Genomic DNA, 12976 nt, shown 5'->3' with positions numbered 1-12976 from the left:
TTGTTATTTTTTTTCAATCCAACTATCCAATATTTTAGAAGGATTAATTACGGGAAGAGCTAAAGCACCCCAATTAGTGTTAAGGGTTTTTTCAAAAATAATTCCTCTTAGTGTTGAATACGAAATTCCTGCTAAAGTTGCAACGAATAATTTTTTGAATACAGGATTATTGTTTTCATTAAGTTTGTACATCTCATTTAGATTCTCTATTGAGAAATGAAAATTATATCTAAATTCACATTCTAATTTTTGTGGTGAATCCGTAGTTGATAAGACAATCTGTAAACCTAGTAGATATTTACTTTCTTCTATGCTATGACCACTTACGTGCGCAATATTTATAGCAATTGAAGGGTTAGATTCCTGCGATTCAAATTCATCTATAGTTGCAGTTACTTTTTCTATGTACTTTAGATGTATTTTTTCGGGGTCGATATTATTATTATTTAATTCGCTCATTAGCTTGCATAAGCTGGCATTGTTTTTTTGTATTTTTTACCAGTATATTTATTTATTTCCTCTTTCATACTTCCTTCTATTTTCCCTAGATACACATATTTATGTACTTGTTCAATGTAAATAAGTTGAACACCCAGAGCCAATTCCATTTTAATAATTGATTTTTGGGTCAAATTATGTGTTCCGCTTAACCATTTGGATACTTCAGAAGGTCTCTTCCCTAATATTTTGGCAAAATCACTATCACTAAGATTACGTTCTTTTAAAATTTTATGAACCTTATTGGCAATTGCCAAATTACGACTCACCAATTTCTCAATCTCGGGGTCTTTGTTTTCAGTAAGCCAATCGTTTATTATGTTGTTTTTTTTCATGGGTCAATAGTAAAGTATTAAGTCGTCAGAGTAATCAATATCCGAATTTTCGTCAACCCAGATAATGTCTTTTTCTTTTATGGCTTGGTCAATAATATTAGTTAGTTTGTTTGCTAGCTTAAAATGATGTTTTACATTATTGCATTCTTGCGGTGTTTTTGCTGTTTTTATTCCTCCCGAAAATAAAATGACTACATTTTCATTAAGCATGTGACAATATAATCTCAAATTGTTTGGAAGTGGTGCTCCATCTTCAGTATAAACAGGTTCTTTAGTAAATTGTCTTGGAGGTAACCCTAGAGCTTCTCCTTGTAGCTGTTCCGGTCTAAAATATCTTGTTGTTGCTCCATATTTATTTCCTATTTCCGCTAACCAACTTAAAATATGATTTAGTTTTTCTTTATTGTTAGATTGTTCTTTTATAAACGATTCAAATAAAGAATCTATACTTTCAATAGGTTCATCGTCATAATCTAAACAGATTGAATAGTAGCTTACTTTTGCATAATCATTGATGTGTTTTAAGCGTATTATTCCATTCATTAGTCGGTAAATATAGAAATAAATTTCACTTATAAGTGAAATTTTATATTAAATAATTTATAAATTTACTTGATTTATGGTATTTATGTCTTAAAATTAGATGAATTACAATTCCTTTTTTAAAACTAACCGTAACCAATTCATACTAACCTAATACCATTATTTGATTTCAATATGTGCTAACGTCTCGTATAAGAAACGTAGGGCAGGTGATAAGCGATACGTTTCGGATTGGTACTAAGCCAAATATAATATTTTGCTTTTATCTTTTTTATTGAAAATGCCAAATTTTATATTTGGCGACTTTGCAAATAAACACTGGCTTTTCGGTTAAACACAAATGCCCTATGTTTTTTATACATTGTTGGCATTTCGTTATTTTTTATTCAAAGTCATAAACAGTCACTTTTATATTTCTGTCTATTAATTTTTTCTGTATAATTTGTTCAATTGTATTCCAGTCTCCTCCAGCAAGACCACAACCAATTCTCGGCATATGAATTGAAAAATTATTTTCTTTAGAATAGTCAGCTGCTTTCGATAAACATTTTTCAACGGCTTCATATCGTATAGGAATTTGTCCTTTCAATCTTTTGATTTTGTGTTGTCCAATCATATTAGCAATTGATAAGTCATAATCTAAGTCGACAAATTGAACTTCTCCTAATTCAAAATTCTGTTGTGATTTATACCATTCACGATATTTCTGTTCTGGTTTTTTCCATTTTTTAGATATTGCCAAGACAAATCCTTTTCCCCATCCACCAATATCATTACAGATATGAACAATCAATTTTTTGTCATTTCCTATTGGAGTTGTTGCATCACCTTTTATGTAGTTTATCGATTCCAATTTTCTTCAAATTCATTTTTAGAACATTCTATGCCATCAAATTCAGATAAATTAAACTTTCCTTCAGGTAATCCGCCAAATTGGTCGTCTAACTTATCTTCTGAGTATTTTAAGATTTTCCCATTATCATATATTGTAATCAATTTATTGTAATAATTATCTTCTCCAATTTCTATATACCATAATGAAAAACCCCAATCGTCAAATTGGTGGCCACGTGATTCATTCCATTTATATTTATAGTATTTCATTTCGAGTATTATCGGTTTTTTTAATGAATGCCAACGGTTATTGTATGTTGCGTTTGCTACCCAAAGGGAGCATATGCAATATACAAATTGTTAGCGTTTGTTATTTTTCATTAGGACTTCCAAATTCAATCTCTATGAGTTTTCCATCCTCAAATTTATATTTCGTAAATAATTCACCTCTTTCATCTTCGCAAACCGCTACTTGAGATAAACTATCAATAGCTTCCTTACTGTAAACAAAGTACTTATCTAGAAAATCATTTTTATCCATTCCGATTTTAATACCGTTTGAAAGAGTAATAGAGTCATCCACTAACTTTCCTTGACCTATAAAAGTAGCGTTTTCACCACTTTTCTCGGGTCTCAATTCTACGATTTTAAAAATCGAATTACCTTTTGAATAGATATAATTATATGCATATTCTGTAGTGTCCTTTCTGAATTTATAGTCAGTCAAAAAAGTTTTAATCGTTTTACTGTCGAGACCATCCAATGGATTATGAAGTTCAAGTTTACAACAAAGGCTTATATTGGTTTTGTTGTAAGTCAGGAAGTAATCTCCAAATTTTATTTTAGATTCTTTTTCTAGATCAATCAAATCTTCATTTTCCGTAATAATCTTTTCAGAATTGATTTTTTCAGATTTTAATTCAGTTTTTCCCTCATTCAAGTTACTTTTTGAAGTGGTTGACTGTTTTTCAAATTGAACAGCCTTAGTTTTATCATTTTTACATCCAATTGTTAAAATTAAAGATAGGATAAGAATTAAAAATCTTGATTTATTCATTTTATATTTTTCACAATAAACGCTAACGTTATATATAAGTGTCGTAGCAGGGCAAATTGTTACCCTGTTTTATGGTTTTTCTGCGCATTGGTTGCTAATTTTTTCGTTTTGCAAGCATTGCGCCTTACCAAATATACACGAACCTATCGATTCATCACCGACCTGCTATGATCATTTATATGGTGTTATGGCGCGTACCACTTTTACAAGCCTGTACTTTGCAAATATTCCGCAGCGAAGCGATATCTGATTGCGTTATAATTCCGTTTTACTTATTTTATCTTCCTGCGATCGCTTTGCTGCCTTTGGATTGATCACTTATAAACCAAAAAATCACAAACACTTTTTCCGTCAAAATTATCGTGATGAGCCAAAAAAAGCGATTTTTTGCGCGGAATTACTCCTAAATACTTCTTTTGAGTGATTTTTTTATCGCTTTTTTACTTTCGATCTAAAACTAACCACTGCAAAAACTCTCAGTTCAAACGTTCGAGGCTCGTCCGCAGACAGGTTCAGATTGCGTTTTGATTTTCAGATTCTGAGTATGTGCCCTAACGTTTAATATATGTGTCGTAGCAGGGCAAAATGTTACCTTGCTTTTCGATTTTTCTGCGCATTGTTTGCTAACTTTTCCTTTCTGTAAGCATTGCGCCTTACCAAAAATACAATAACCTTTCGATTAGTCACTTAGCCGCTATGATCACATATATAGTGTTATATGCTTTTTAATGTGTTTTTAAGTTTCTACTTAATCGTGACTTATTATTTGTAAGTCTGGTCTATTTTCACGAATCATTTCCTTTTGTTTAGAAGACAAGTTCGATGGCGTAACAACCAATTCTTGCAAGTTTATAGGTAAATGATTACTATCTATTGATTCTATTTTAAAGTTATCTGCAAGTGACAAATGAGCTAGCTTATTCATTTTAAACATTGATTCTGGCAACTTTTTTATTGCACAGTTTTCAAGTCGAAAAGATTTTAATTTGGTTAATTGTGAAATTGAATTTGGCAAATTTTCAATATCATGTCCCCTGAATATTAATTCCTCTAAATTAGGAAGTTTTAAAATCCATTTAGGGAATTCTTGATAATTAAAATTTAGAATCTCTAATTGTCTCAATGTTTTAAGTTCTCCAACATCTTCAGGAATTAAATTCATACTATTAACGTCCGATTGTAAGAAAAGACTTGTTAGTTTCTCGAAATTCAAAAAACTCGAACCATATTTTTCTAAATCATAATCTGGATATCGAATAGATAGCATAGTAATACCCTTTGCGATTTTTGTTTTCTCAAATAGGTTTTCCGATTTAAATTTCACCAAATGTAACATCTTTCTGTTATTGCATATAACGTTTAGTATATGGCAAGTAGGGCAGTAGAAAGCGATAAACTTTCAAGTTTGCACTGAGCCAAAACGTTGTATTTTGTTTTTATCTTGTTCATTTTAAAAGCCAAATCAACGATTTGGCGGTGTTGGTAAATAGCACTGAACGTTCGTGAACCATAAAACGCCCTATTTGCTATATACAGTGTTACCATACGTTTTTATTTTTTCAATTTCATCCACATTAAACCTAGGACAATTGAAATCAAATTCCAACCAAGAAGATAAATCCAAATATTGGACATATAATCTGTCTGACATGGTGGACATGGGTAACCTGGTAAGCAGGGTTCACATTGGATACTAAGTTTGTCCAAAAAGTACTTTCCAATCAATATTAGATTTCCAACTATCCAAATCAATAATATTTTAGTTCGTCTCTTCATTTGTTAATTACACCATTCGGTTCCCCATTCAGTATGTCCACGTCCGTCCCAACATTTTCTATTTGTTTTGATTTCATGAACTGTCCATTTTTTACCTGTCAGTTTAGCTGTCATAACAATTTTTGTCGCTTTTTGCGAGTCATCTTCTTGTCCATCGTGAATTAGAGTAACTTCTATTAATCCTATACCTAATTCTTTACTTTCTATTTCAAGCTTAGGTGTTCCTTCATTAGTAGGATAGTTGTAATAGATTTCAATTAATTCTTTCGCTATTGCAATGTCAGTTCTTTTCTCAATCTGTTTATTGAATTCTGCTGGGTCTTTAATGTCAAAATTCTCTGAACATGATGTCAGAAAGATAATTGATATTAAAAGTCCAAAGATTTGTTTCATGTTCTTCAATGTATGGTAACGTTATAAGTATGTGTCGTAGCAGAGCAAAATGTTACCTTGCCATCGATATTTCTGCGCTGATTTTATAACTTTTTCATCATAAAATCTCTGCGCCATAGCAAATATACAAGAACCTTTGGGTTATCCTTTAACTGCTATGACATCATACTTGGTGTTAGCAAATGTTATTATTTTGTTTATTACTATTTATGGAGGATGTTTATTTGAACTTTATAAATATTAATTTTAACTCTTTAAAAATTAAGGATTTGTCGTTTTCAAAAGAAATTAGAGAGGAAATATTTGTTAAAAGCGCAAGGCATTGTTGCGTATGTCATAAACCAGCTGGTTTAAACATGGAAATACATCATATTAAACCAAAAAAACAAGGAGGTGATGATAGTTTTGAAAATGCAATAGCTTTGTGTTTTGATTGTCATTCGGATGCCGGACATTATTTTGCAGGACATCCAAAAGGATCGAAATTATCTCCAGAAGAGTTGCGTAAACATAAAGAATCTTGGTTTGCCCAAGTGGAGAAATATGGAATTGAAATTCCGAGTAATGAAGTTATTGAGTTAATTGTTGAAAATAAAGATTTTGATGGAATATTCAGACCGATTTTTATTAAAGAAGAGACATTATATTTTGACAGGGAAAGTCAAAAAAAGTTGTATGAATTGGCAGGAAAGAATCCGATGGATACTCTCAATAAAATAAAGGAAATGGATGATTTTAATAGCCCATTTTATGATTCAAAATTGAAGAATGTAGAGAATTATGATGAATTTTTGGATTATTTAAGTTCGGACGATTATGAATTTGAAGATGAATTATCTAATACAAATTGTCAGCCTGTAACTTATCATCTAAACGGTTTAAGATTTAGTACATATAAGGAAATAAATCTAAGTAATTGTGTGTTAGATTTAAGATTGAAAAATGTAAGTCCGCAAGTTCTTGAAAATTATAAACTTTATTTAAAATTTAATAATGTTGTTGAAGTTGACTCTGTAGACAAGCAGAAGAAATATTTGGATACCTATGAATATAAGTATAATGTTAAATTTACTGAAAAGTTTAAATGTCAGTTTGTTCCAGAAAATGAAATACTAGTTCAAAAAGATAGTATTAGAATTGATTCCGTTTGTTTTAGAGCAAGCCATCACACCAAGTCAATTAGTATTGATTGGGAGTTTTTTGCAAGAAATATTCATAAAACAGGAAGAATAGAATTCCAAATAGTTCCAGAGTTTGAAAAATCAGAGAAAGCTAAATACATTAATCTGGAGGAAGAAAAGGAGTCAACAATTCGAATATTACCCAAACTAAAATTTGATTGAAATATTTGCTAACGTTTAGCTATGCGTAGTGCGGGAGCAAAAAATCACAGGTTTTTCGAGCCAGCACTTAGCCAAAGTTTATGTTTTGCCTGCCCGCCTCAAAATCGAAATAGAGGCAGGCGGGTTTTTATCTTTTCTAAAATACTAAATTTAAATCTTTGGCGACAAACCAAATAGACAATAACCTTTCGATTGAACCTAAATTCCGCATTATCGCATAGGTGTTGTTCTACACCGTTTTTATTCCGTTATTATCTTTCTCATTTCTCTTATCGAATCCGTATAGTCAGACATTTTTCTTCCCTTACCAATATGGATAGGACTTGTGTTTATTCTGTTTGTTAACTCTTTGATCGGCATATTTTCTAAAGTCCCAAAATCGTATTTCCACCAATCAAGCTCATAAAGTCTTTGGTTTTGAAATGCCGTAGTACTTCTGTCATTATCTGTGGGCAAGAAATCAAGCCCACCAATAATTGAGTCCAGATTTTCAAATTCCGTTATTATTCCGTCATAAATTAGTTGAGCGTAAAATTCATTCTTAAATATAGATTCAATATTCTTTAAATCCTTAGCTTTTATGTCCGTCAAGATTACGTTGTATTTTGTAATCCCATTTGTTAACAACCAACATTTTTTTCGTTCCACATAGAAAACCGTTGCGTTCCACTTTCCAAGTTTTCCATATTCGGCATTTTGGTCAGTTGAAATCATTTTTTTTATCAACTTTTCAAGTTTTCTTGTAGTATGTATTTTAGTTCGTGTCAATTGTGTAATGGTGTAGAACGTTTAGCTATGCGTAGTGCGGAAGCAGAAAATCACAGGTTTTCGAGATAACACTGAGCCAAAGTTTATATTTTGTGTTTATTTTTTCTAAAATACTAAATTTAAATCTTTGGCGATAAACCAAATAGACAATGACCTTTCGATTACACCAAAGCCCGCATTATCGCATAGGTGTTGTTACCACACGTTTTACTCGCCATATATCAGAGCTAAAATAAACGGAATTGTAATAATTATAGAAATTATGGCTGGTTTAACCCAGCTTCTTTTTCTATGTTTAAATTCTTTTCCTAGAAATTTATTCCAAAAATATTCAGTTAAAATCGCTGCTCCTCCAAAATTGAAACCAATCGCTAGATTTGCTTTTATATCAATTAGGTTAATTATTATGATAGAAGCAATTGTGTATAAAGTACCAAAAATCAAAACTTGATTTCGACCTTTTATGTTTTCTATTTGTTTTAGATTATAAGCGAGTAAAACTGCTCCAAAAATTGTAGAAAATAATCCAGCAAAAACTGTAATCACTCTTTTCGAATGTAATTCAGGTGCATTGGGGTCATCTGTTAGATTGCTTTTCTTTTTTTCTTCTTCTATTGCTCGTTTCTTATTTAATTCTTTTTTTTCTTTCTCAGCAGCAATCTCGTTTTCTATTGTTTCTAATTCTAATGATTGACCATTTCTGTCTTTTAAAATTTGTATAGAAGCAGAAACAGCTTGTTCGTTATAATTCTTTTTGTTTTCAATGATATACTCTAATTCCGAGTTCGTCTTATTTTGGAATTTTTGTATGAATTTATTTTTGCTCATTGTTTTAGTTAATGTGTGGTAACGTTTAATATATGTGTCGTAGCAGCGCAAAATGTTACCCTAATTTTGGATAAATCCGCGCATTGGTTGCTAACTTTTCCATTTTGCAAGCATTGCGCCATTGCAAATACACACTGATCATTCGATTCATCACTTAGCTGCTATGATCACATATATATTGTTGTACAACGTTTTGTTTTTAACCAATCCAAATCCGTAATTCATCATTTGGGATTTGTTTTTCGAATAATCTAGTAATTATCAAATTCGAGGGTCTTACTTTTAAGCTCTCTTGATTTTTAAATTCGATGATATAATCTCCTCTTTCGGGAATATCTAAAACCATTATTTTTTTTGCTCTTTCCCCTGATTCATATGATTGAAATCTCCAATTTGTTATTTCAGGATTAATGATATTTCCATTCTTCATATTTTTTAATGTGAATGTGAAATTACCAATTGAAATATCCCAACCTCCAATAACTTTTACATTATATATTCCTACTGGTAACTCTATTGCTTTTCCAGAATCATAAATATTAATTGGAAATCGAATTTCTAGGTATCTTAGATCAGTTCTTATTATCTTAATATCCTCCGGAACGTCATCTCTTAGTATGTATCCAAACATTTTATTATTTGGTGTGCGTTGTTTATAGCTACTTTTTATATATGGTCTAGCTCCATCTCCTGGTTGGAATTCAGTTTGCAAGTATTCTATTTCTTCATTATCCAATTCACGAACTGTTCCATTGTTCTCCACATAAACAAATTCAAATTCTTCTTTTTTAGTCTCCAATAGAATATAGTTTTGATTTAATTATGAGATTTACTCCAATCTCGACTAACGTCAAATTTAGTTATTGATATTCAGTTAATTATATTTTTCCTTTTTCAGAGTCTTTTTTCTACTCGTTAGCTCGAGGAATTAATCGGATTCTGATGTGGGGAATGTTGTACAACGGTCTAGTATATGAAACGTAGCGTATAAATAAACACTAACTTTTCGGATTTAACACGAGCCGAATTTTTATTTTTTCTATTTATCTTTTAATTTTTAAATATACAAAAATAAAAATTTGGCGTACTTAATAAATAGGCAAAAACCTCTCGGAAAGCCTGTAATAGCTATGTTTTATATACATTGTTGTGCATAGTGCTTTTCACGTTCAGCTTGGTTTTCCGATGTTTGTTATTTAGTTCAAATGTTAGCGTTGGCAAGACATACTCTTTTACAGTTTTGGCGAAGCTTGGATGATGCGACTGTAAATGTGTATGGCTTATGCGTTGGCAATTCCGATTAACTATTTTAATTTTATAACTAAATCCATCTCCTTACTTTTTCAGCGTATTCTATATATTCATTTCCGAATTCACGTTTTAAAAATTCTTCTTCCAATCGTATTTGTGTATTTACGCTTAAAGTAGATAATGAAATTATTAGTAATGTAAATGCATTAGGAATTACAAGGAATAACCCAATATTCGTAATCATTATTCCTAAAAATATAGGGTTTCTTGAAATTGAAAATATTCCTTTTGTTACCAATTTGGTTTTGTTGTTTTCATCAATTCCGATTCTCCAAGAATTTGCCATTTGGCTTTGAGAAAACCAAACAAAAATCAGCGATACCAACAAAAGTAACCAACCAATTTTCTGTAAAGTTTGATTTTCCAAATACCAAAAAGGAAGTAAATATTCATACCATTCTTCTTTGAAAGCATAGATTCCTACAACAATTAACTCAAGAACTGTGATAAATGCAAAAACCTTTCCATTATAATCGTGTGCATTATCTGTTTTTTCAAATGTAAATGGATTTATTCCAGTTTTTTTCCAAAGTAGTACAGACCTTAATATAAAGACCAATAAAAAATACAATATAAAATAAGCGAATAATAACATAATTTCTAATTTAATGTAAAAATGCTATAATAATCAATGCAAAGGAAGTGCATTTATTGTCCGCTACATTTATCGCAAATGCCTTTTACAACTAAGTTTACGTTTTCTGAAACAAATCCATCAGGCACTTTTATTTGAGGGATTTTATGTTCTGTTAAACAAATGGTTTCGTTACAGTTATTACAATGAAAATGTAAATGCAAATCGGTTTCAATCTCACAATTACAACCTTTTTCACACAAAGCATATTTCGTAATTCCTGTGCCATCGTCTATTTGATGCACAATTTCTTTTTCTTCAAATGTTTTAATAGTTCTGTATAATGTTGTCCTATCTGCTTTCTCAAAAGCATTTTCTATATCACTTAATGTAACTGCAACTTGTTTTTCGGCAAGGAACTTATATATTAATAAACGCATTGCAGTTGCTCGAATATCTTTTGATTCTAAAAATTCTTCTATTTTTTGCATATTTTTTTAATGTTCTTCGTTTCCAAATGGTTTAATTATTATGCCTACACTAAAAATAAAACCATCAGTTGGCGCATAAATTTCTGGAAATTCTGGATTTTCGTGTGGTGGTAAAACCAAAGGTGAAAACCTACTTTGTCTTCTGTCTGTAAAATTTTCAAAATTCACAAATGCACTACCAAATTTAAAATTACGCATTAATAGTAAACCCATAGTTACAAAATCTGTCGTTTTTGTTCCGTTTGATAAAAACTGTTTTCCTGTATAAAATGTTTCGTAGCCAATTCTCCATTTATCAGATTCGTACATCAATACACTTCCTGCGTTATGTTTTGCGGTTAGTGGTTTTTGTGGATTTCCTGCCAAATAGTTCAATTTAGTGTCTATAAGTGCATAATTTAAAAACCACCTAAAATCTTTATAAGTAAACTTTATATTTGTTTCTGCGCCTTTGCTTAAAATTTCATCAGTTGCATTTTCAAATGCAAACATTCCGCTGTCTGTACTATTTAACAGCAAACCGTTATTAATAGCAGTAACGTAAAAAAGTTGATTAATAGAAAAACCAATGTTTTCAAATAAACGTGTCTGATAGTTGAAATCAAAATTTACACCATAAGAACGCTCTGCCTTTAATGAAGATTTATCAATGCCAAGTACATTTTCAAAGTTTATAAATTCAGCCTCTTCTGTAAAAATATCTGGAATTTTGTAACCTAAACCACCACCAATTCTGCTTGAAAATCCACTATCATTTTTATAAAGCAATGAAATTTTTGGAAGTGGAATAAAGCCAAAATCAGTATTGTAATCTGCTCTTAATCCAGTTTCTAAAATCCAACCATCGGAAAGGTCATAAATATTGTTAGCAAACATACCGTAAGTGATGTCGGTTTGGTCACGTTGCAAAGTTGCATTATCATTTTCATCAAAGTTGGAAGTGTATAAATTTGCTCCAAAAATCCAATCCGCTTTTGAAGTCTCTCTTTGATAAGTGATTTCCGTAAATGTGTTGGTTTGTTTACCATCAAAATTGAAATCGGGAATCGTTAAATTTCTATCGAAAAAGGATACACTATTTTTAATGTTCAAAGAACTAATAGAATCTATTTGAGTTTTGTAAACTGCTTGACTACTCAATCTTTTTGAAATGTTTTCCTCTGTATATTGATGAATTCCATTTTCGCCACTTTCTATTTTAGTAATGTCTCCACCAATTCTATCGTCATAAGTTCCGTTTAGACCAAACCAAAACGTAGTTTTGGCAGATGGATAATAAAAGAATTTTGGATTAAATGAAATAGATTTAGTTTTTGGTAAATTACTAAAACCATCATCTTCTGGGTCATAAGCTTTTTGATAGTGACCTGAACCGTAAAGCGAAATACCAAACTTTTCATTCCGTTTGCTGTAAAATACATTTGCAGTACTTCCTAATGCTTGTGTTTGTGTAAGCATAATGTCTAAAGCAGGTTCTTCGTCTGGTGTTTTTGATACCATATTTATTAAACCTGCAATTGCTCCACCACCATAAAGTGTAGATGAACTTCCTTTAATAATTTCAAATTGTTGCAAGTCTAAAGGTGGAATTTGTAAAATACTCAAACCACTTGAAAAGCCTCCATAAAGTGGAAATCCATCTCTTAAAAGTTGTGTGTAACGACCATCAAGACCTTGAATTCTAATGTTTGTACTTCCACTACTTAAAGATGTTTGTTGCATTTGTATTCCTGTACTTTCACGTAGCACCATTGAAATATTAGTTGGATTCATAATTGCTTTTTCTCCCAATTCCTCAACTCCAATAAATTCAATTCTTGTTGGAATTTTTTTTACGGTTCTTGTACTTCTTGAAGATTGTAATACAACTTCGTCCAATTCGTTTCCTCCACTTTTTAATTTGAAAATCAAGTCTGAATTACTTGGGATTTGAATAGTTGTTTTTAGAGTTTCAAAGCCTAAAAAAGAAACTATGACAATGTGTTCGCCATTCGGAATTTCGTTAAAAGTTGCAATTCCGTCAAAATCGGTTACTGCTCCTTTTTCTAATTCCTCAAAATATACTGTTGCTCCAAATAATGGCTCGTTTTCGGATTCTGAAATTACTTTTATTTGTATATCAGATGTTTGTGCTTTAGCAGAAAAGCACATTGTAATTGTGAGCATTGCGCTCAATATGTATTTATTCATTGAAAATGTAAATATTAATTAACTTTAAAATTTTG

General features: G+C 30.9%; 15 protein-coding genes. 1 reads left to right on the top strand and 14 read right to left on the bottom strand.

Annotated features, from left to right (window positions below):
• Positions 1 to 3: 3 nt before the first annotated feature.
• From NMK29_RS11600 to NMK29_RS11565, 8 genes are all read right to left on the bottom strand, one after another.
• Complete coding sequence (locus tag NMK29_RS11600; RefSeq protein WP_108805511.1) at positions 4 to 459, bottom strand: hypothetical protein; 456 nt, start codon at positions 457 to 459, stop codon at positions 4 to 6.
• Positions 459 to 833 (bottom strand): helix-turn-helix transcriptional regulator, encoded by a 375-nt coding sequence (locus NMK29_RS11595; protein WP_108805512.1) that lies wholly within the window; start codon positions 831 to 833, stop codon positions 459 to 461. Before NMK29_RS11595 ends, NMK29_RS11600 begins: the two co-directional genes overlap by 1 nt.
• 3 nt (positions 834 to 836) lie before the next feature.
• On the bottom strand, positions 837 to 1376 hold the full coding sequence (locus tag NMK29_RS11590; protein ID WP_108805513.1) for a hypothetical protein: 540 nt from the start codon (positions 1374 to 1376) through the stop codon (positions 837 to 839).
• A 382-nt stretch (positions 1377 to 1758) separates the two neighbouring features.
• Positions 1759 to 2229: a macro domain-containing protein gene (locus NMK29_RS11585; RefSeq protein ID WP_108805514.1), complete on the bottom strand. Its 471-nt coding sequence runs from the start codon at positions 2227 to 2229 to the stop codon at positions 1759 to 1761.
• Positions 2217 to 2480: a hypothetical protein gene (locus NMK29_RS11580; RefSeq protein ID WP_108805515.1), complete on the bottom strand. Its 264-nt coding sequence runs from the start codon at positions 2478 to 2480 to the stop codon at positions 2217 to 2219. The genes NMK29_RS11585 and NMK29_RS11580 overlap by 13 nt, the downstream gene beginning before the upstream one ends.
• A 100-nt stretch (positions 2481 to 2580) precedes the next feature.
• A complete protein-coding gene (locus NMK29_RS11575; RefSeq protein ID WP_108805516.1) occupies positions 2581 to 3267 on the bottom strand; it encodes a hypothetical protein in 687 nt (228 codons plus the stop codon).
• Positions 3268 to 4015: 748 nt separating this feature from the next.
• Positions 4016 to 4534, bottom strand: coding sequence for a leucine-rich repeat domain-containing protein (locus NMK29_RS11570; protein WP_159092363.1), 519 nt, complete (start codon positions 4532 to 4534; stop codon positions 4016 to 4018).
• A gap of 512 nt (positions 4535 to 5046) precedes the next feature.
• Positions 5047 to 5436 carry a hypothetical protein gene (locus NMK29_RS11565; RefSeq protein ID WP_108805518.1) on the bottom strand — a complete coding sequence of 130 codons (390 nt, stop codon included), beginning with the start codon at positions 5434 to 5436 and terminating at the stop codon, positions 5047 to 5049.
• A gap of 269 nt (positions 5437 to 5705) precedes the next feature.
• On the opposite strand from NMK29_RS11565, the gene NMK29_RS11560 reads away from it, so the two are divergent.
• Positions 5706 to 6779, top strand: a complete 1074-nt coding sequence (locus tag NMK29_RS11560) for an HNH endonuclease (protein WP_159092364.1) — start codon at positions 5706 to 5708, stop codon at positions 6777 to 6779.
• A 240-nt stretch (positions 6780 to 7019) separates the two neighbouring features.
• Here NMK29_RS11560 and NMK29_RS11555 read toward each other — a convergent pair whose 3' ends face one another.
• From NMK29_RS11555 to NMK29_RS11530, 6 genes are all read right to left on the bottom strand, one after another.
• The gene (locus tag NMK29_RS11555; protein WP_108805520.1) at positions 7020 to 7547 is read right to left on the bottom strand and encodes a hypothetical protein; all 528 of its coding nucleotides are present in this window, start codon (positions 7545 to 7547) and stop codon (positions 7020 to 7022) included.
• Positions 7548 to 7754: 207 nt separating this feature from the next.
• Positions 7755 to 8375: a hypothetical protein gene (locus NMK29_RS11550; protein ID WP_108805521.1), complete on the bottom strand. Its 621-nt coding sequence runs from the start codon at positions 8373 to 8375 to the stop codon at positions 7755 to 7757.
• 199 nt (positions 8376 to 8574) lie between these two features.
• The gene (locus tag NMK29_RS11545; protein WP_108805522.1) at positions 8575 to 9174 is read right to left on the bottom strand and encodes a hypothetical protein; all 600 of its coding nucleotides are present in this window, start codon (positions 9172 to 9174) and stop codon (positions 8575 to 8577) included.
• Between the two features lie 522 nt (positions 9175 to 9696).
• The gene (locus NMK29_RS11540; protein ID WP_108805523.1) at positions 9697 to 10281 is read right to left on the bottom strand and encodes an isoprenylcysteine carboxylmethyltransferase family protein; all 585 of its coding nucleotides are present in this window, start codon (positions 10279 to 10281) and stop codon (positions 9697 to 9699) included.
• 53 nt (positions 10282 to 10334) lie between these two features.
• The gene (locus NMK29_RS11535) at positions 10335 to 10751 is read right to left on the bottom strand and encodes a Fur family transcriptional regulator (RefSeq protein WP_108805524.1); all 417 of its coding nucleotides are present in this window, start codon (positions 10749 to 10751) and stop codon (positions 10335 to 10337) included.
• A gap of 6 nt (positions 10752 to 10757) precedes the next feature.
• On the bottom strand, positions 10758 to 12941 hold the full coding sequence (locus NMK29_RS11530) for a TonB-dependent receptor (RefSeq protein ID WP_108805525.1): 2184 nt from the start codon (positions 12939 to 12941) through the stop codon (positions 10758 to 10760).
• Between the last annotated feature and the right edge of the window lie 35 nt (positions 12942 to 12976).

This window comes from Aquimarina sp. Aq107 (assembly GCF_943733665.1).
Classification (GTDB): domain Bacteria; phylum Bacteroidota; class Bacteroidia; order Flavobacteriales; family Flavobacteriaceae; genus Aquimarina.
Note: the sequence above shows the minus strand (reverse complement) of the source record. Positions and strands in the feature narration are given on the sequence as shown.